Consider the following 20221-nt stretch of genomic DNA (forward strand, 5'->3'; position numbering starts at 1 on the left):
ACATTTAAACGAAAAATTAACTACAATTGCGTGCAAAAAAATAACTTTTTATTAACTTGCACAATATTCTTAAAATAATGAAAACAAAAAATGCCGTAAGTACTTTTACTGTGCTCATCGCTGATGATCACGAGATCATCCGCCGTGGATTAAAAGGTTTAATATTAGACTTTTGGCCTGGTGTTGAAATTATTCATGCAACTACCCTAGAGCAGGCGCTTGTTGAAACAGAAAAATCGCCGAGTTTAATCATTATTGATGTGAACTTGCCTGGGGGTAACAACCTTAAGGTAATCGATCAGATTAAATTGGTTCAGCCAAACGCAAAAATCTTGGTATTTTCATCTTTGAATGAGAATATTTATGCTGTTCCGTATTTAAAATCGGGTGCATCGGGTTACTTAACCAAAAATGCAGAAGAATCAGAAATTGTAACCGCTATTACTACGATTTTAGCAGGCAGTCGCTATTCGAGCAGAAATGTTAAGGAAAACATGTTTAACAGCATATTGGGTAACGATGCCGATAATCCTTTTACCAAACTTTCGGGTAGAGAATTAGAAGTAGCAGAATTACTAACAAAAGGGATTGGAGTATTAGAAATTTCTAACCAGCTAAATCTTCAAATGGGTACAGTAAGTACTTATAAGTTGAGGCTTTTCCAAAAGCTAAAAATAAAAAGCATTATAGAACTTGCTGAAAAGATGAGTATCTACGAAAGATAAAAAGAGTATTTTACTCTTTTTATCTTTTTTAAGTCTTTTTGGTTTTATCTACAGTACCAAGCCCACTCTCTCCTGATTCGTTAGGTGTGGAGCCAGCCTGACCAAATTTATCTGAAGAACCCTTTCCGTTTTGATCGAAGGAGGCCTTTTCCTTTGCGCTTCTTTTACTTTTATGCTCTTTTTCTATTGTATTTTTATTGTCTTTAGTTTTCATGGGATAAATGTTGATTACTATCTAAACATTTTAAAACAGTCAAAGTTTTAATGTTCTGATGAAAATCGGGGGCATTTTTGTTTCATGGCCGGTGATCTGCGGATTATTTCAACTGACACTTGTACCAATATCCCATAGCTGTCAATCAGTTTGTCAGTCTGAGCGTAGTCGAAGACCTTCTTTGCCATATAAATATATGGCCATATGAGCTTATATTTTCTTCAATGCCTTATATGATATGGTTAAAAATGTCTTTGTTACGGTACATGCAACTCGCCCCATGGTTGGTGTTCTCACCAACCATCAATCGTTTAATTCCTGTGCTGCGTCATTCCTATCATATAAGTTCCTATGGATCAACCTAAGGGATTGGGAGCCTAATTCCATGCTTTTCTGTGTTTCCGTGGCAAATCCTTCGAGCAAACTCAGCATAATAAAGTGCAGTATATAAAAGCTAATTTTGTTAGTGTTTTGTTTAAAATTAATCAATTTTAATTTTCTTTAAAACTAAAAATATTAGTATTTTTGATCTCAATCATCCTTATAATACGAGAATGGATAAAGAAAGGCAGATTATTCATATGGATCAGGATGCATTTTTTGTGTCGGTAGAAATCAGAAAAAATCCCAAGTTATTGGGCAAACCCGTAATTATCGGCGGTGGCGGCGATAGGGGTGTGGTAGCCTCTTGCAGCTACGAAGCACGCCAGTACGGCATACATTCTGCAATGCCCGGTAGAACAGCAAAATTGCTGTGCCCCCAGGCTATATTTTTAAAAGGCGATATGGAAGAATATTCCAAAGCATCACATGATATTACCGAAATTATTGCCGATAAAGTTCCCCTTTTTGAAAAGGCCAGTATTGACGAGCACTATATCGATATGACGGGCATGGACCGCTTTTTTGGTTGTATGAAATTTGCATCAGAACTCCGTCAGACTATTATCAAAGAAATGGGCTTACCCATTTCCTTTGGCTTGTCGATCAATAAAACCGTAGCCAAAATTGCCACGAACGAGTCTAAGCCTGATGGGGAACGGCAGGTTGCTTTTCCTGAATTGCGACCCTTTCTCGATCCTTTGGCTATTCACAAAATTCCGGGTATTGGCCATGCTACCTATAAAAAATTAAGCGAAATGGGCGTTCGCGAAATCCTTACGCTTACCCAGATTCCACAGCAGCTCATGTTTAAAATTTTGGGTCAACATGGTTTAAGTTTATGGCAAAAAGCAAACGGGATCGATCTTTCTCCCGTAGTGCCTTACCGCGAAAGAAAATCCATTGGTACACAGGCTACCTTCGAAAGCGATACCATGGATATGGCCAAATTAAAGGCCATTATAACCGGAATGGTTACCGGCTTAACCTTTCAGTTGCGCAACCAGAAAAAACTAACCGCCTGTATTACTGTAACCGTGCGATATACCAATTTCGAAACCGTTACCCAGCAAGAGCGTATTCCGTATACCTCGCTCGATTCTTTTTTAATCAGTAAAGCACATAGCCTGTTCGAAAAGGTGTATGCAAAACGGATGCTGTTACGGCTGGTAGGCGTAAAGCTTTCGCACCTGGTGAGCGGTTACGAGCAGATTGGTTTGTATAATATTGCCGAAGAAGAATATAGTCTTTACCAGGCTATGGATAAGGTACGCAACCACTATGGTGCCGAAGCAGTGGTAAAAGCCTGTATTGTTACCCAGCCACCCCGCGATGAAACGGGGAAAATAATCAAGTACAATCCGCGCAAAAAGAAAATATTGATCGAAAACCAAACAGAGGAAGAACAGCAGGAAGTAAGAAAACGATCGAAAATTAGAAGTTTTATGAGTGAAAAAGGAACAATAGGTACTAAATCTTATGATTAGCGATGTTTTTAAATGTCCATTCTTCTTATAGCCTAAAGTATGGTACGCAGCGCATTGACCAGTTAATTGCTACTGCCCGGCGTTTGGGTATTCACCAAATGGTACTTACTGATATCAATAACTCAACTGGGGCAGTAGAGTTTATTCGCGAGTGTTATAAACAAGGCATTGCTAAAGAAGCCGACGAAATACACAAAGGCAATATTCCGTATCAGATTAAACCCGTAGCAGGGATCGAGTTTCGAATTGATAATAAATTGTTGTATGTGGGCATTGCGAAGAATAAAGAGGGGATGCGTGAACTGAATGAATTTTTAAGCTACCATAACATCAACCATATTCCGTTACCCAATATTCCACCCGAAATGGAAAATGTTTATATCATTTATCCCTTTCAAAAATCTTTTAATCCAGTACTAAAAGCGAATGAATTTGTAGGCATCCGTGCCAAACAGCTCAATCTTTTGTATAAACACCCACTTTTAAAACAGAAAGAAAAATTGTTGGTGTGGCATCCTGTTACCGTTAGCGATAAGATCACCTACCGCCTGCACGAATATTTTAGGGCGATCGAGCTCAATACGCTTTTAAGTAAAGTGAACGATGAGCAAAAATGTGATCCAGATGAGTTCCTGATTCCAGAAGTAGAACTAACCCAGCAATTCGAACAGTATCCGTTTATTGTTCAGAATACCCAGCGCTTATTGAATAGTTGCGATTTAAGTGTTTATTTTGAGGATGGTCCTACACCTATTTCTAAAAACAAGTTTTTTTATACCGGAGATTTCGAAGGGGATAAAAAAATGCTTCGGGAGTTGGCCGAAGAAGGGCTTAAGTACCGTTATGGTGAAAATAATACAGAAGCCATTGAGCGTTTGGAAAAAGAACTCCGGATCATCGAACTTAAAAACTTCTGCGCCTATTTTCTCATCACCTTCGATATTGTAAGCTATGCCATGAATAAATGCGGTTTTTACCACGTTGGCCGTGGCTCGGGTGCAAACAGCATTGTAGCTTATTGTTTGCGCATTACCGATGTAGATCCGATTGATCTCGATTTGTATTTCGAACGTTTCCTGCATGAAAAACGGACTAGTCCGCCAGATTTTGATATCGATTTCTCCTGGGACGAAAGAGAAGTGATTCAGCGTTATATTTTTGAACGCTACCCTAAATGGCATGTTGCTTTTTTGGGTACCATGAGCACTTTTAAAGATCGTGCAATTATCAGGGAAATTGGTAAGGTACTGGGTTTACCCAAAGGCGAAATAGATAGTTTTACAGATCCCACTAAAGAACGCGAAAATTTACTGAATGCTACTTACCAGAAATTGCAGGTCGTGTACCAATACATGAAAGGAATGCCCAACCAGCGTTCGATTCATGCCGGAGGAATTTTAATTTCTGAAGAACCAATTACCTATTATACAGCCTTGGATATGCCGCCAAAAGGTTTCCCAACCGTGCAATGGGATATGTACGAAGCCGAAGCCATAGGTTATGAGAAATTCGATATTTTAAGTCAGCGGGGTATCGGGCATATCCGCGAAGCCGTGCAGCTCATTAAAAAAAATAAGAGAAAGGATATCGATATCCACGATTTTAAAACTTTTAAAGAAGACCAGAAATTGAATGGTATCCTTAAAGAAGGGCAGCCCATAGGGTGTTTTTATATCGAATCGCCGGCTATGCGGCAACTGCTCAAAAAACTGAAATGCGATAATTATCTTACCCTGGTGGCGGCCAGTTCCATTATCCGTCCGGGCGTGGCCAGCTCAGGCATGATGAAATCCTATATCGAACGCTATCACGTACCCGATAAAGTAGTATACCTCTGCGAGGTGATGAAAGAGCGGCTTAGTGAAACCTATGGGGTAATGGTTTATCAGGAAGATGTGATCAAAGTATGCCATTATTTTGCAGGTCTAGATCTTGCCGATGCCGATATCCTGCGCAAAGCGATGAGTGGAAAATACCGTTCTAAACTGGCTTTTGATGAACTGGTGAATAAGTTTTTTGTTTCAGCCAGAAAAGAAGGGCACTCAGAAGAACTCATTAGCGAAGTTTGGCGACAGATTTCTTCTTTTGCCGGTTACAGTTTTTCAAAAGCACATTCAGCCTCTTTTGCAGTAGAAAGTTACCAGAGTTTATTTTTGAAAACGTATTACCCCATGGAATTTATGGTAGCGGTACTGAATAATTATGGTGGTTTTTACAGTCGATGGGTTTACGTGCACGAATTGCAAAAAACAGGAGCAAGGGTGCATTTACCCTGCGTTAACTGTAGCGATGATGTGGTAAATATAAAAGGCGAAGATGCTTATCTGGGCTTCATTGCCGTTCAGGGCTTGGAAGAAAAAATCATCAAAATTATTCCACAAGAACGTGCTGCAAATGGTTTGTATATAGATCTCGAAGATTTTGTAAGGCGGACCTGCATCTCATTAGAACAGGCCATTATTTTAATCCGTTTGGGCGCCTTGCGTTTTACTGGGAAAGATCGGAAAACCCTGCTTTGGGATGTGCATAACTACCTTGGGTTTAAACAAAAAAAAGTGAATCATGCCGAGCTTTTTAAGCTGAGTTACAAAACCTATCAGCTCCCCGCCTTGGCCGATTCCGAACTCGAAAATGCTTACACAGAATTAGAGTTATTGGGATATCCGCTCAATTATAAAATGTTCGATTTTTTAAAAACGCCTTATTGTGGTGATGTTATGGCGGTAGATCTGCACAAACATTTGGGTAAAACGGTAAGAATGGTAGGGAGCTATGTTTGCGAAAAAACGGTACACACCATTAAAAATACCAAAATGTGGTTCGGTACTTTTTTAGATGCCAATGGCGATTTTTTTGATACGACCCATTTCCCCAATAGCACACCCATGTATCCCTTTAAAGGAAAGGGCTGTTACCTTATTTTAGGTAAAGTGGTAGAAGATTTCGGCTTTCAGAGCATCGAAGTTTTAAAGTTCGCCAAATTGGATATTCAAATGAACCCGGTGGCAATTGATTAAATAAATTGATATGAATTTAAAATTAAACAGAGATTGGTATTCAATAGTTGTTTACCCTCACCGAGAAGCTATTAATGATGTTAAAGTTTTAAAAGATATGCTCTGGTCTAAGGTTGGCTGGTATAATAGTAGAGATTCAGAAGCACATGTTACGATTGCTCTGTTTGAAGCAAATAAGTGTGAATTTGATTTTTACATATCTTATATTAAAGACTTTTGTTATGCTGAAAAACCAAACTTTGTGATGTTTGATCATTTGATTGCTTCGGAAAAAAACGGAGCAGTTGTTGTTTTGCCTAACAAGAGTTCTAAACCTTACTTGAATAATCTTTTTAAAAGATTTAGACCAGGCTTGAGATATAAGAAAGTAATGAATGGAACTGATGCCCATATCTCTATTGGGAGGAAACTACATCCCGAAGATATTGAAATAGCTCAAGATCTATTCGAAGAAGTTAGCTTGAATTTTTTATGTGAGAAGATTGCAATTCGTAAATTCAATGATGAGATAGGACAGTATGAGGTCATTTACGAATTTTATTTTTTGGGAAATCCTCCTAAACAAGGACAACTTTCATTGTTTCAATAAAAGGAAGTTTATTAGGTGTGAGCCGATTAATTCCCCTAATCGGCTCATGATTTGGCTTTTTTTTGAGCCGAATAAGTCGTATATTCGGCTCATGCAATATAATTGGGAACTATCAACCTGGCCAAATTTTACTTTTTCTATAAAAGATTTTGAACATGATCTCTATAATTTTGCACAGCAAACAGGCGAGGTTAATGCTTTACTAAAGTCATTGCCTGATGATATCAGACAGGAAACATTGCTTGAAATGATATTATCTGAAGCCATAAAGACATCTGAGATTGAAGGGGAGTTTTTGAGTAGAAAAGATGTGATGTCTTCCATAAAAAATAATCTCGGACTTAATAAAACACCTGATGTTGTTAAAGATAAACGTGCTTCTGGAATAGCTGATTTAATGATTGATGTGAGAAATTCCTTTTCTGACATACTAACTGAAGATACCTTATGGAATTGGCACGAGCTTTTATTTACAGGCAATAAACATATAAACATCGGTACTTGGAGAAAAAGCGATGATCCGATGCAGGTTGTGTCTGGTGGGGTGGGTAAAGAAGAAGTTCATTTTGAAGCGCTACCATCGCATCGTGTTGTTAGCGAAATGAAAGCTTTTATCATTTGGTTTAATGAAACCAAACCACGAGGAGCTAAAGAAATTAAAGATCCTGTAATAAGGGCAGGTATTGCACATTTATATTTCGAAACTATCCATCCTTTCGAAGACGGGAACGGACGTATCGGGAGAGCAATTGCTGAAAAAACGATTTCTCAAACATTAGGTAGGCCAGTAATGCTCAGCTTATCTAAAGCAATTGAAAGTGACAGGTCTGCTTATTATCAAGCTTTAAAAAACGCCCAAAGGAGTAATGAAATTTCTGCATGGCTTAAATATTTTGCGGCGATTGCACTTCAGGCACAATTAGAAGCCAAGCAAATGATCGATTTTACACTCCGCAAAATAAAAGTTTTCGACTTATTTGGCGCGAAGCTTAATGACAGGCAAAGGAAGGTTTTGCAAAAGATGTACAGTTTCGGGATTGATGGCTTTGAAGGCGGGATGACTGCAAAAAAGTATATTTCAATCACTAAAACTTCAAAAGCAACTGCTACAAGAGATTTAAAGGAGTTAGAGGGATTAGGGATTTTAATAACTTTTGGTGGCGGTAGGAGTGTGCATTATAAAATTAAAGAATTATAATTATTTAAACCATGATCCACTTTAAAGCAGAAATAGAGCGTTTCGAAACCATGGGCGAAAAAACCGGCTGGAGTTATGTCTTTATTCCGGCAGCACTGGCCAATGAAATCAAACCAGATTGTAAAAAGAGTTTCAGGGTAAAAGGAAAGATAGATCAGTTGGAGATTAGCGGTATGGCAACCATCCCCATGGGAGAGGGCGATTTTATTATTGCTTTAAAAGGCGAAGTCCGTAAAAAATTAAGAAAAGAAGCCGGAGCAGGTGTCGAACTCTATTTAGAAGAAGATAAAGATTTTAAAATCGAAATGCCCGAAGACCTCGAAATCTGCTTATCAGAAGAAGAACATTTAATCCGGAATTTTTTAAAACAGCCTAAATCGCACCAAAACTATTACATCAACTGGATCAATCAGGCTAAAATCGAGCCTACACGTACCAAAAGGATCGTAATGACTGTTAAAGCCATGGATAAAGGGCAAGATTTTGGCGCAATGATCAGAGAATCGCAGGGGAAGTCTTAATTTATAGTCCTTAGTCGGAAGTCAATAGAACTAGACGATGTGGATTTAAGACTCTGGATTTCGGACTCTGGACTTCAGACTCTGGACTTCGGACTCCCTGTTATAATTCCTAAACCAGCTCCAAATTTTCATTTGTATTACGCCTAAAAAAGCCTCCCTAAAGATACGGGTGCTCATTTTTGATGTTCCTTCGGTACGGTCGGTGAAGATGATTGGAACTTCGACCACTTTAAAACCAAATTTAATCGCAGTGAATTTCATTTCGATCTGAAACGCATAACCAACAAACTTAATTTTATTTAATGGAATAGTTTCCAACACAATTTTGCGGTAACATTTAAACCCTGCAGTAGCATCCTGAATATTTATACGGGTAATCATACGTACATACATTGAAGCAAAATACGACATTAAAACCCTGCCCATTGGCCAATTTACCACATTTACACCCTTAACATACCTAGAGCCAATGGCTACATCAGCACCGTTTACACAGGCTTCGCGTAAGCGTGATAGATCATCGGGGTTGTGCGAGAAATCGGCATCCATTTCAAAAATGTAAGCATAATCGTGTTGTAATGCCCACTTGAAGCCGTAAATATAGGCTGTACCCAATCCTTGTTTCCCTGCGCGTTCCTCAATAAATAAATGTCCTTCGTATTCGTCTTGTAAAGATTTTACAATTTCAGCAGTTCCATCAGGCGAACCATCATCAATAATTAAAACATGAAAAGGCTGTGTTAAAGAAAAAACCTTTCTAATGATCTTTTCGATGTTTTCCTTCTCGTTGTAGGTGGGAATGATGACTAAACTATCTGACACGTTTGTTGTGGTTTTTAATAATGTAAGCTTCCTGTGTTTATATATTTATTACACTTTGCTTTTAGACTGCGAAAGTAAATATTTAATATGAAACCTTTATGAATTTTCGTTAATTCGAGATAGTTCGTCTTCCTGAACTTGTTTTATTCGTTGTTTTTAAAGCTTTGTCAGTCTGTCCAAAGGACTCCTGTGGAGAGCGTAGTCGAAGACCTCTCCCATATATTTCCCGCTGATTTAGCAGATCACCGCAGATTAACTTTCAAAGTTTGTGTGGTCCGGATTTGTAATCCAGATCTTCGTTCTCCAGATTTGTAATCTGGTTTAGCAGTTTTGCAAGGATTACGGGGCTCAACTGACTGTTGTATTTACTTTCAGCTTTACGGTACAAACCTTGTTCCTAAACCCGATCGGCGTGTAAAGCCCGTAGACCGAAGCATGAGGGCGAGGACTTGGAACAAGAGCGGGACAGCAGGCCTCCAAGAACCACTATCTTTTCCTTTCCAAATTTTCAGTATATCAATAAATAATCGTTTTATAGATTTCTTCCCGAACATCCGGGATCGAAATGACGATTACTTTCTTACCTCACCTCTTGCATTAACTTTTTAACCAATTGCGAGAAAATAATCAGCGCCAAACCTGCAATTAATGAATATAAAGCCAAGGCCTTATAACCTTCGGTATAAGCCATTAATTTAGTTGGCAACGATGCATTATCAATACTTGACATTTCTGCGCCTAGTTTTCCAGCAGCCAATTGCCCGAAAGCACTTGATAAAAACCAAAGCCCCATCATCATCCCGAACATTTTCTTTGGCGAAAGTTTAGTAATGATCGACATACCTATCGGGCCCAAACAAAGTTCGCCAAGGGTTAATAATAAATAGGCTAACGTAAATATATTTAACGAGCTAATGCCCTGTACATTGGCGAAGAACCTTGTGGCGTAAAACACGTAAAAACTCAAAGCCAGTAAAAGGAAGCCGATTCCGAATTTTACAACCGTGTTCGGTTCTATTTTACGTTTGTATAAACCTAACCACAAAATGCCAACAATCGGGCTAAAAACAATAACAAAGAACGAGTTAACGCTATTGTTTACCACATTCGGATCGATATTGAAAAAGAGGATTTTATGATCAAGATTGTCCTTTGCAAATAATGATAGTGAACCGCCACTCTGCTCAGATATGGCCATGAAAATGAAATAACAGAAGATAAAAACGAAAGCAGCGAGTAGTTTATATTGTGCTTTTTTATCTTTTATTTTAAACGTTTCGTACAAGAAATAAACCAGGGCAATAATACCTATGGTGTACATGAAATAATCGGTAAAGGCCGTGTTTTTTACCATGATATAAATCAGTGGAATACAAAGTATCGACCCTACGTAAACGGCTATTTCCCATAGCTGCTGTTTTGATTTTTTAAGATGCAGCAAAGGCGAATTCCCGATCGGACCTAAGTGTTTTTTTGTAAAAATGAATGTGCCCAAACCGAACATCATTACCAGTGCAGCGGACAAGAAACATAGGTGCCAGCTGTAATATTTACCAAGATAAATACACATCGCACCGCCCAATAATCCACCAACATTAATACCGGCATAAAAAAGCCCATATCCCGCATCTCTGCGGTTGTCTTTCTCGTGGTATAATTCGCCAACCATTGATGAAACATTGGGTTTAAAGAAACCTGTTCCAATAATAGATAAGGTAATTCCAACATAAAATAAATCGTGTGGAGAGAAGGCTAAGATTAAGTTCCCGATAATCATTAAAGCCCCGCCCCAAAAAAGAGATTTTCTGAAACCTAAAATCTTGTCTGCAAAAATACCACCTATAAAAGTAAAGGCATAAACAAAGGCTTGTATAGCACCGTACTGTAAGTTCGATTTTTGGTCGCTTAAACCCAGTTGCTCAACCATAAAGAAAGCCAATACCCCGCGCATTCCGTAAAAACAGAAACGCTCCCACATTTCTACCAACGATAAATGCCAGAGCTGTTTCGGGTATTTTCCCTCAAAATTTTGAATATCTTCTATTGAAACTGTTTTTTCCATTAAATAGGTTTAAAAATTAAAAGAGATTGTATCATAAAGGCGATTTCAGCCCAGATGCTGTCATGTTGTCCAAAGGACTCCTACGGAGAGCTTGTCGAAACACCTTAAAGCGTATTTAAACAGGTCCTTCGACAAGCTCAGGATGACAAATCTATATTTTATGATACAACCTCTTTTTGTTAAATGTATTTTTTTGATTAGTGAACGCCGTGCATCCATTTACGCAATATCGGACTTATAGCAAACATAATTAAGCCTGCAACAATAGGAATAATGGTAAATATCAAGAAGAAAATCGAAATGGAGTATTCTGAACTTATTTTGTCAATTAGGCCGCCGGTAGTACCCGCTAACCAGTTACCAATGGCTGTGCAGGTAAACCATACACCGAACATTAAACCAACCACTTTGGCCGGCGCTAATTTACTAACGTAAGATAATCCAACAGGCGAAACACATAATTCCCCAACGGTATGGAAGAAGTAAGCGAAAATTAACCAAAACATACTTACCTGAGCAGATGTAGCGCCTTTTGCAATATCCATACCTCCATAAGCCAATCCTGCGAAACCTACACCTACAAAAATTAAACCGAGTCCAAATTTTACAGGTCCACTTGGGTTAAATTTAGTTTCCCATATTTTAGACACAAATGGTGCAAGGGAAACAATAAAGAATGAATTTAGAATCCCAAACCATGAAGCAGGAACTTCTGTGTTTAAAGCGGTAAATTCTTTTTCTACCTTCCAAATGGCTAATCCCCAGATAATTATGAAGCTTATTGCAGTGAAAATTATTGTGGCGGGATATTTTTTTGCGATTTTCGCCGCCAGGCTTAATAAAACAACAGTTACCGCAATGAGTGGGAAAATAGTAAGTATTGCATCAACCCATTTAAAAATTGTACTGGCATTTCCTGTTAAATTTCTAAGTGTGTAATCTTTAGCAAAAATAGTCATTGAGCCGCCTGCCTGCTCAAATACCATCCAAAAGAAAATGGTAAAAATTGAAAATACAGCGACTACAGCTAAACGTTGATTGCTTACTTTTTTTGGTAAAACTTCATCAGTGGGATCAATTACTTTTTCTGTTTTATTTACAGCAGCACCTAAAACACCAAATATTTTTTGTCCAAAGTAAAACTGGAGCATTCCGAAAAACATAAATACCCCCGCTAATCCAAAACCCCAATGCCAGCCCACTTTTTCGCCTATATAACCGCACATTAACATACCTAAAAAGGCACCAGAGTTAATGCCCATGTAAAAAATAGTGTAAGCAGCATCTTTTTTATCACTTGTAGATGGGTAAAGTTTACCTACGATGGAAGAAATGTTTGGTTTGAATAATCCATTTCCAGCAATTAATAAAAATAATCCCAGATAGAAGAAATTGGTGTTTGAACCTTCTAACGCCATTGATATGTGGCCAATGGTCATAATTAAAGCGCCTACGATAACAGCTTTTCTGTATCCGGTCAGCCGATCCGCAATTAAGCCACCAATTATTGGCGTTAAATATACTAAACCTGTGTACCAGGCGTAGAGTTGTAAAGCCTCTGGCCTTGTCCAGTGCCAGCCACCTTTACTTATTTCGCTTACTAAGAATAAAACAAGTAATGATCTCATTCCATAGTAACTAAATCTTTCCCACATTTCTGTGAAAAATAGCACAAAGAGGCCTACGGGGTGGCTAAATAATTTTTCTTTGGATACATTGTTACTGTCTAAGTGGAGATCTAGTTCCTTGCTATGGTCAATACTAATGGTTTCATTAGATGTTTGCATAAAACATTTGTTGGTTTTAGTTTATGAATTCAGAATTTGTGTGTTGTTTAAGCCAGTTAAGCAGGGCGCAATATAGTCAGCGAATGCCAAACTCACAAATTTTTAAATGATGTGTTAGGTAAATGATTTGTTAAGGTTTGTTAAGATTTAAAACTTTCTGATGGGTTTAACATTTTTCTTTGGGTCGGCATAAAGCTCATCACTCAAATTCGGATCGTTGTTAAGTGTGATATCTTCCTGTAGTTTTAGTCTTCCGCCAATGATTTTAAAGCCATCAAAAGTACCATCTGATCCGTAATATTCAAATTTGTCTTTTATTTCAGAATCAAATGAGGCAAGGTGGTCGAAAACAATCATCCCTGCTTTCAGATCGGTTTTTAAAGTCATGGCATTCGATTTGGCATACTCGAATATGACCCTGTTTTTTCCTTTCAGCTCTTTTCCATCGAAAACCGGAGCACCAAAAGTGGGGTTATCTTTATCGAAAGAAAGGATGTCGATTACTTTTTTAGTGGTAAATGGTGTATTTCCTTTCCAGCCTAAAAGTATATAATAAGGCAAGCGGTTCCCACTGGTTACCGGAACAATTTCATAATACCTGGCACCAAACCATTTTTGGTTATTGGTAATGCTGTTCGGGTCGACTAAATTTTCGGTCTGATCGATCAGTGGATAAAGTTTCAATGGGCCACTTTTGGTATTCATCTGGATGGCGCCATAATAGCGGTATGTACCGTTTTCGAGTAGTACATACCAACTCAAAATCCTAAAAGCCTGATCGGATGATTTAATTACCGATACGTTTTTAAGCGAATCGAATGGATAAGAAAAAGAATTGGTGGCTTTTAAAGCTTCTACCAAAGTTTTTACAAAATTGCCGTTTATTTCTAATTTTTGTGCATCGCTTTGAGCAGCAATAACCCTTACCGATATTTTAACCAGTGTATCTTGAAAAACCGCTAAATTATTTGGCGCTTGCTGTGCTTTTAAGTTAAAGCTTAGCGTTCCAAAGATTAAAAGGATATAAAATCTGATAAGTTTCATACGATTAAATGCGCAAAGATTTTGCAAAACCAAAAATTTATAACTTCTCGATAACAAGCGCACTTGCGCCACCACCACCATTACAGATTCCGGCAACACCGATTTTTCCGTCGTTCTGTGCCAATACCGAAAGTAAGGTAACTACAATTCTTGCGCCCGATGCACCAAGTGGGTGACCTAATGAAACGGCGCCACCATTAACGTTAACCTGGCTGTCATTTAGTTCTAAAAGTTGATTGTTCGCAATGGAAACTACAGAAAAAGCTTCGTTAATTTCGAAAAAATCTACATCCTTTATATTTACATTGGCTTTGTGTAAAGCTAATGGAATTGCTTTTGATGGTGCAGTTGTAAACCACTCCGGTGCTTGTTGTGCATCAGCATAGCCTAATATTTTGGCCAAAGGTGTTAAGCCCAGTTCTTTTGCCTTATCAGCATTCATTAAAACCAATGCCGCTGCGCCATCATTTAAGGTAGATGCATTTGCTGCAGTTACTGTTCCATCTTTTTTGAAAACAGGTTTTAATGAAGGTATTTTGTCAAATTTAACAGCAGTTGGTTCATCATCGGTATCAACCAAAGTAATGTCACCTTTACGGTCTTTAACTTCTATGGCTACAATTTCATTGGCAAATTTACCTGAAGTTTGTGCAGCTTGCGCTCTTTTGTACGATTCTATTGCAAAATCATCCTGTGCTTCGCGGCTAATATTACATGCTGTAGCACAAAGCTCGGCGGCAGACCCCATGTGATAATCGTTATAAACATCCCATAGTCCATCTTTTACCAAGCCATCTGTAATTTGTCCATGGCCTAAGCGATAGCCATTTCTTGCCTTATCCAGGTAATAGGGAACATTACTCATGCTTTCCATGCCACCTGCTACAATAATTTCATTATCGCCATTTGCAATGCTTTGCGCGGCAAGCATAATTGCTTTTGTGCCCGAAGCGCATACTTTATTTATTGTAGTGGCAGGTAAATCTGGTAAACCTGCAAATTTTGCTGCTTGCGTAGCTGGCGCTTGCCCTAGGTTTGCAGATAAAACATTACCCATATATATTTCCTGGATCTGTTCTGGTTTTAATCCGGCTTTTTCAATAGCAGCCTTAATGGCAAAGCCGCCAAGTTGAGTAGCAGAAAATTGAGCTAATGAGCCTCCAAAACTGCCAATAGGCGTTCGCACAGCTGATACAATTACAACTTCTTTCATGTAAACTAAATTTTATGAATTTTTGGTTAGGCCGCTAAGTTATGCATTTTAAATATTAAACAAACCTCGCAAGTTTAATTCGGGGTTTCTGATGTCTTCATTAGCCTCATTGAGGGCTAACGCCGTTCCAAAACCTCCGAGGTTTAAAAATAACGTATAAAAAATAATTTTAGCCTATTCGAAAATAATAAGTTTTAATGGGTTTTTGGAAAGGTGCTGTAGTGATACTTAGGGGAATTCCGTCCTGCTGTTCGCTGTAGCCCTCATACTTCGGGGCTGTCGCTGCCATCAGGTTTAAATTACTTGGGTTTGGTGGTTCTTTGGCTAGGTTGTCTTTCTACCGTCGATTGCACCCCTCCTTGTTTAAGGAGGGGTGCCCGCAGGGCGGGGTGGTTAGCGTTAGCGATTGTAAGGGTTCAGTGCCGATTAAGCATCTGTTTTTATTTAATTACGGTATGCTTGCTTGTTTCACAGGTTTTAATCGGTACCGGAGCAAAGCGCAGCCCTGAAAAAGCCCGACCCTTGCGTAGCTTGGGGAACGCCCAAATATTAACAGACTTCCGAAGTTTGCTGATGCTCTGGGCCTTGAAAACTTCGGAAGTTTTGCTGTTACTCCTCTTTTGCTTTACCTTTCTTTCTTGATTTTAATGCCTGCGTAAGTAAAAACTCGATCTGCCCGTTCGTACTTCTAAACTCATCGGCAGCCCAGGTTTCTACTTCTTTTAATAAAGCAGGACTAATTCTTAATACAAAAGCTTTTTTATCTTTCTCCGCCATTCTATTGTATTGCTTGTATATTATACCTCGTTTTTAAATTAATAAGGAACATTTGCAGTTCTTCTACCTTATTTGAGCTGAACAGGAGCTTTTTGCCGTTTTTAAATTCAATCTGTAAACCTTTATCTTTATCGTTTAGGATATAGGCCTTGTCGTTAAATTTAAACCAAAGCCTGCTGCGAACCCCAAATCCGCCATAATCTCCTAAAGCATTGTACTTATTAATATAAACTTTCTCGATGTTGCCCCAACTCAATAGCTTCAATTTGGTTTGAAATGGAAAATATTTGTAAGAAATGCCTGCCGTACTGATCTGCAATGTCATTTTATTTTTTTGAAGCAGGTAAATAATCGCAAAAGGAAGAAGTACTGCCCAAAATGGTGCAAAGTAAGTAGCTTTTAAAGTTTCAAAGCTCATTCCGCCTTTATCAAAAAGTACAATACTGCCGACCATAACGGCATCAATAGCCAATAAAATATAAAGCCACCAAAGTTTTAAGCTTTGTTTTTCCTCAAATTCCATTTTGCCTAATTATATAGTGTTCCGGTGTTTACCACAGGCTGTACATGGCGGTCGCCACAAAGTACAACCAGTAAATTGCTTACCATAGCTGCTTTACGCTCTTCATCCAGTTCAACAATTCCTTTTTGAGATAATTTCTCTAAAGCCATCTCTACCATGCCTACAGCGCCTTCAACAATTAATTTACGGGCAGCAATAACTGCAGTGGCCTGTTGGCGTTGTAACATGGCACTGGCAATTTCTGGTGCATAAGCCAAATGCGAAATTCTGGCTTCTAAAACTTCAATGCCTGCTCTCGATAAACGTTCGTTCAATTCGTTTTCTAAAAGTTCACTTACTTTATCAGCACCATCTTTTAACGTGATGCTGGTTTCTTCGCCCTCAGCATGATCATAAGGGAAAATGTTGGCCAAATGCCTTACAGCAGCTTCGCTTTGGATGTTTACATATTGCATGTAGTTTTCTACAGAGAAAACGGCTTTGGCAGTTTCGTTTACTTTCCAAACCACTACAGCAGCAATTTCGATCGGGTTGCCCAGTTTATCGTTAACCTTTAACTGCTGTCCGTTTAAATTGTTCGCTTTTAACGATAAACGCCTTTTAGCGGTTAGGGGATTTACCCAGAAAAATCCATCGGCTTTTACTGTCCCGATATATTTTCCGAAAAGGGTGAGCACCATTGATTGATTGGGATTGATGATTAAAAAGCCCGGGAATATTAAAAATATATCTATGGCCAGTAAAATCCCTCCCCAGAGAAAGATTTCTGAAACAAAACAGAAAATAGAAGCGCCCAGCAATGCGATGCATAGTGCGAATGTTAGATAGCCCGATGGCGGATTAATAATTTTTTCTTGATACATAATTGATATTAATTTGATATCATAAAGTAAAATATAAAATCTGGTAATTGCAAACAAAACCTGTAAAATGTATATTAGATAAAAATGCTATTTTTGACAATACAATAATTACATCGTTTTGGCTAAAATCAAGAGAAATTCACACAAAATCCTTTACCGGAAGTATTCATCAAACCTAAAATATGTGATGATGATATTTACCGTTTTCATTATTACGTTATTCCTGCCCAAACAGCCCCGGTTTAGGTATGAGTTTGAAAAAAATGCAGTATGGAAAAATAAGGACCTGATTTCGCCCTTCAGTTTTGCTATTTTAAAAACCAACCCGCAGGTTAGTGCCGATAAAAAGAATGCGCTAAAAGATATTTTGCCTGTTTACCAATTCGATAGGGGCATTACGGCAAATGCTTTAGAGGAGTTTGCCAATGAGTTTGATGTAAAATGGAAATCTAAGCAACTTAACGAAAAAGACAAGGACGTATATAAAAGCGCCTCCTATAAATTGCTGCAGAACATTTACGAGAAAGGGATTATTGGTTTAAATGTGAAACATCAGGCAGGAGGGAAGAACTATGACTTTTCTTTACTTGAAAACAATGTTGCCCAGGAAAAGAATACACAGGATGTTTTTACCGCAGAATCGGCCCTGAAGTTTTTTAAAGATAATTTTAAAGCCCCCAATCAGGTTATGGGCGATCTGGTTGCAAACCTCGCCATTGATCATATTACCCCGAACATTGTATTTGATGAGCGGCTCACCCAAACCATACAGGACAATACGGTTAACAATATCTCTACTACCAAGGGTATGGTGCAAAAGGGTGAGCTTATTGTAGCGAAGAATGATGTTATTGATGAAGAAATTTATCAGAAACTGGAATCTTATAAAGCAACTTACGATGCACAAAGCAAAACAATAGGGAGCAGGGCATTGGTTTATTTGGGGCAGGTAATATTGGTTGGCTTTATACTTGCCATTTTAATGTCGTTCCTTTTTCTTTTCCGGAAGGATATTTTTGCCGATAACCGCCAGCTTTCCTTAATCCTGATTGTTACCACGGGAATGTTACTGGCATTAACCTGGGCCATTAAAATGGAAATCCCAAGTTTGTACTACATTCCGTTCTGTGTGGTGCCCATTATCATTAGGATCCTGTTCGATACCCGTTTGGCGCTTTACCTCCATATGCTGGTAATTTTAATTGCTGGTTTTTTTGTGGCCAATAGTTTCGAGTTTGTGTTTTATCAGGTTACTGCGGGCATGGTTGCCATATTTAGTATAAAAAACTTTGTTAAGCGCGAAAGATTCCTAGTTTCGGCCTTATTTATTCTTTTGGCTTATTTTGTTTCTTTTATAGGTATTGCCCTGCTTCGTGAAGGATCTTTTCGCGAAATAGAATGGATGAATTTTATTCCTTTTGTTTTTAGTGTACTTTTATCTCTTTTAGCTTACCCCTTAATTTACCTGTTCGAACGTATTTTTGGTATCACATCTGATGTAGCCTTAATTGAGCTCACCAATACCAATAATAAACTCTTAAGGGAACTTGCCTTTAAAGCGCCTGGAACGTTTCAGCACTCTTTACAGGTGGCAAACCTTGCAGAGGCCGCGATATTTAAAATAGGGGGCAATTCGGTGCTGGTAAGGGCAGGTGCTTTATATCATGATATTGGTAAAGTAGACAATCCACAATATTTTATCGAGAACCAGAATACCGCTGTTAGTCCACACGATAAACTGCCATATGAGCAAAGTGCACAGATTATTATTCAACATGTGCATAAAGGAATTGAGATTTTGAGGAAGAACCAGATTCCTGAAGCGATTATCGATTTTATCAGAACACACCACGGCAATACCCGGGTTGATTATTTTTATCAGTCTTTTTTGAAAAATACACCTGAAAAATTTGTCGACGAAAACATTTTCCGCTACCCCGGACCAATACCTTTTAGCAAAGAAACTGGTGTGTTAATGCTCGCAGATTCGGTCGAAGCTGCCTCTAGAAGTCTGAAAAACCCCGATGCTCAGAACATAAATGACATCGTTGAACGGATAATTAATTACAAATTAGAGCAAAATCAGTTAGATGACTGCGATTTAACGTTAAAAGATATTGAGACTATCAAATTGATATTCAAGACGATGCTTATGAGCATCTATCATGTGCGTATAGATTATCAACAAATTTTGTAATTTTTTTTTGTTGGATAACTTGTTTTACTATATTTGCAGACCTCAAAACAACGCCGGTAGGGCGGAAAATAGAGGTTGAGAAGGAGAGGTGCCTGAGTGGCCGAAAGGAACAGTTTGCTAAACTGTCGTACTGGTAACGGTACCGCGGGTTCGAATCCCGCCCTCTCCGCAGAAAATAAAAATTTGCAAAAATAAATGGAATTGTCAATTTAAAACCGTTTCTTTGCAATCCCTTCGAAAAAGGGAAATAAAAAAGAAGATACCAAGTTCGGGATGTAGCGTAGCCCGGTATCGCGCCTGCTTTGGGAGCAGGAGGTCGTAGGTTCGAATCCTGCCATCCCGACAAAAAGTTGATCCACTTTTAAAACAGGATTAAAAGATCGATACCAAGTTCGGGATGTAGCGTAGCCCGGTATCGCGCCTGCTTTGGGAGCAGGAGGTCGTAGGTTCGAATCCTGCCATCCCGACGAAAACAGATACAAACTGTATCAAAAACCCTCTAAATGGTTCATTTAGGGGGTTTTGTTTTTTTATTGGGTTTATAATGGGGTAATGAATATCAACCTTTTTTAAGGATCAAGCAAAAAAGGGGATCAAGCAAAAAAGTTGGGGAGTATTAAAGTTTGATTATTTTTGTGAAAATACTTTGTTTTGGACACCACACTACTTTCTTTAATACTTCCCGAAGGCTTAACCGAATACTTTGAACTTGATAAGTTTGAACTTTCTGAAGGCTCTTATCATATTTATCTTTTAGAAAAAAACATTCACCCTGGGGAGTATTTAGGAGAAAAGCTAATT

General features: G+C 38.5%; 16 protein-coding genes and 3 tRNA genes. 10 read left to right on the forward strand and 9 right to left on the reverse strand.

What is annotated here, in order from left to right; genetic code table 11:
* Window positions 1–77: 77 nt before the first annotated feature.
* Window positions 78–725 carry a response regulator gene (locus AW17_RS11245; RefSeq protein WP_029276417.1) on the forward strand — a complete coding sequence of 216 codons (648 nt, stop codon included), beginning with the start codon at window positions 78–80 and terminating at the stop codon, window positions 723–725.
* A 28-nt stretch (window positions 726–753) separates the two neighbouring features.
* Here AW17_RS11245 and AW17_RS11250 read toward each other — a convergent pair whose 3' ends face one another.
* Entirely contained in the window at window positions 754–939 is a 186-nt protein-coding gene (locus tag AW17_RS11250) for a hypothetical protein (protein ID WP_029276419.1), read from the reverse strand.
* Window positions 940–1493: 554 nt separating this feature from the next.
* Between AW17_RS11250 and dinB the strand changes: the two genes are divergently transcribed.
* The 5 genes from dinB to AW17_RS11275 all read left to right on the forward strand — a co-directional run bounded on the left by dinB (window position 1494) and on the right by AW17_RS11275 (window position 8132).
* Window positions 1494–2807, forward strand: coding sequence for a DNA polymerase IV (dinB, locus tag AW17_RS11255; RefSeq protein WP_029276421.1), 1314 nt, complete (start codon window positions 1494–1496; stop codon window positions 2805–2807).
* Between the two features lie 2 nt (window positions 2808–2809).
* On the forward strand, window positions 2810–5824 hold the full coding sequence (gene dnaE / locus AW17_RS11260; RefSeq protein WP_029276423.1) for a DNA polymerase III subunit alpha: 3015 nt from the start codon (window positions 2810–2812) through the stop codon (window positions 5822–5824).
* 10 nt (window positions 5825–5834) lie between these two features.
* Window positions 5835–6413, forward strand: a complete 579-nt coding sequence (locus AW17_RS11265) for a hypothetical protein (RefSeq protein WP_029276425.1) — start codon at window positions 5835–5837, stop codon at window positions 6411–6413.
* A 91-nt stretch (window positions 6414–6504) separates the two neighbouring features.
* Window positions 6505–7611: a Fic family protein gene (locus AW17_RS11270; protein ID WP_029276427.1), complete on the forward strand. Its 1107-nt coding sequence runs from the start codon at window positions 6505–6507 to the stop codon at window positions 7609–7611.
* A gap of 11 nt (window positions 7612–7622) precedes the next feature.
* Window positions 7623–8132: a YdeI/OmpD-associated family protein gene (locus tag AW17_RS11275; protein ID WP_029276429.1), complete on the forward strand. Its 510-nt coding sequence runs from the start codon at window positions 7623–7625 to the stop codon at window positions 8130–8132.
* Between the two features lie 45 nt (window positions 8133–8177).
* Here AW17_RS11275 and AW17_RS11280 read toward each other — a convergent pair whose 3' ends face one another.
* The 8 genes from AW17_RS11280 to AW17_RS11310 form a co-directional block, all read right to left on the reverse strand.
* Complete coding sequence (locus AW17_RS11280; RefSeq protein WP_051691774.1) at window positions 8178–8954, reverse strand: polyprenol monophosphomannose synthase; 777 nt, start codon at window positions 8952–8954, stop codon at window positions 8178–8180.
* A gap of 580 nt (window positions 8955–9534) precedes the next feature.
* Window positions 9535–11016 carry a peptide MFS transporter gene (locus tag AW17_RS11285; protein ID WP_029276432.1) on the reverse strand — a complete coding sequence of 494 codons (1482 nt, stop codon included), beginning with the start codon at window positions 11014–11016 and terminating at the stop codon, window positions 9535–9537.
* A 197-nt stretch (window positions 11017–11213) separates the two neighbouring features.
* Entirely contained in the window at window positions 11214–12803 is a 1590-nt protein-coding gene (locus AW17_RS11290) for a peptide MFS transporter (RefSeq protein WP_083488687.1), read from the reverse strand.
* A gap of 147 nt (window positions 12804–12950) precedes the next feature.
* Window positions 12951–13847 (reverse strand): hypothetical protein, encoded by an 897-nt coding sequence (locus tag AW17_RS11295; protein ID WP_051691775.1) that lies wholly within the window; start codon window positions 13845–13847, stop codon window positions 12951–12953.
* 37 nt (window positions 13848–13884) lie between these two features.
* Window positions 13885–15060, reverse strand: coding sequence for an acetyl-CoA C-acyltransferase (locus tag AW17_RS11300; protein WP_029276435.1), 1176 nt, complete (start codon window positions 15058–15060; stop codon window positions 13885–13887).
* A gap of 609 nt (window positions 15061–15669) precedes the next feature.
* Window positions 15670–15837, reverse strand: coding sequence for a type II toxin-antitoxin system antitoxin (locus AW17_RS23625; protein WP_083488688.1), 168 nt, complete (start codon window positions 15835–15837; stop codon window positions 15670–15672).
* A gap of 1 nt (window position 15838) precedes the next feature.
* Complete coding sequence (locus AW17_RS11305) at window positions 15839–16360, reverse strand: hypothetical protein (RefSeq protein ID WP_051691776.1); 522 nt, start codon at window positions 16358–16360, stop codon at window positions 15839–15841.
* 5 nt (window positions 16361–16365) lie between these two features.
* Window positions 16366–17223, reverse strand: coding sequence for an SPFH domain-containing protein (locus AW17_RS11310; RefSeq protein WP_029276438.1), 858 nt, complete (start codon window positions 17221–17223; stop codon window positions 16366–16368).
* A gap of 190 nt (window positions 17224–17413) precedes the next feature.
* On the opposite strand from AW17_RS11310, the gene AW17_RS11315 reads away from it, so the two are divergent.
* The 4 genes from AW17_RS11315 (at window position 17414) to AW17_RS11330 (ending at window position 19887) form a co-directional block, all read left to right on the forward strand.
* Window positions 17414–19420 carry an HD family phosphohydrolase gene (locus AW17_RS11315; RefSeq protein WP_157280269.1) on the forward strand — a complete coding sequence of 669 codons (2007 nt, stop codon included), beginning with the start codon at window positions 17414–17416 and terminating at the stop codon, window positions 19418–19420.
* An 82-nt stretch (window positions 19421–19502) separates the two neighbouring features.
* A tRNA-Ser gene (locus AW17_RS11320) sits at window positions 19503–19589 on the forward strand.
* 100 nt (window positions 19590–19689) lie between these two features.
* Window positions 19690–19763 (forward strand) — tRNA-Pro (locus tag AW17_RS11325).
* 50 nt (window positions 19764–19813) lie between these two features.
* Window positions 19814–19887, forward strand: a tRNA-Pro gene (locus tag AW17_RS11330).
* The last annotated feature ends 334 nt before the right edge of the window (window positions 19888–20221 follow it).

It is taken from the genome of Pedobacter borealis DSM 19626, from assembly GCF_000708285.2.
Taxonomy (GTDB): Bacteria; Bacteroidota; Bacteroidia; order Sphingobacteriales; family Sphingobacteriaceae; genus Pedobacter; species Pedobacter borealis.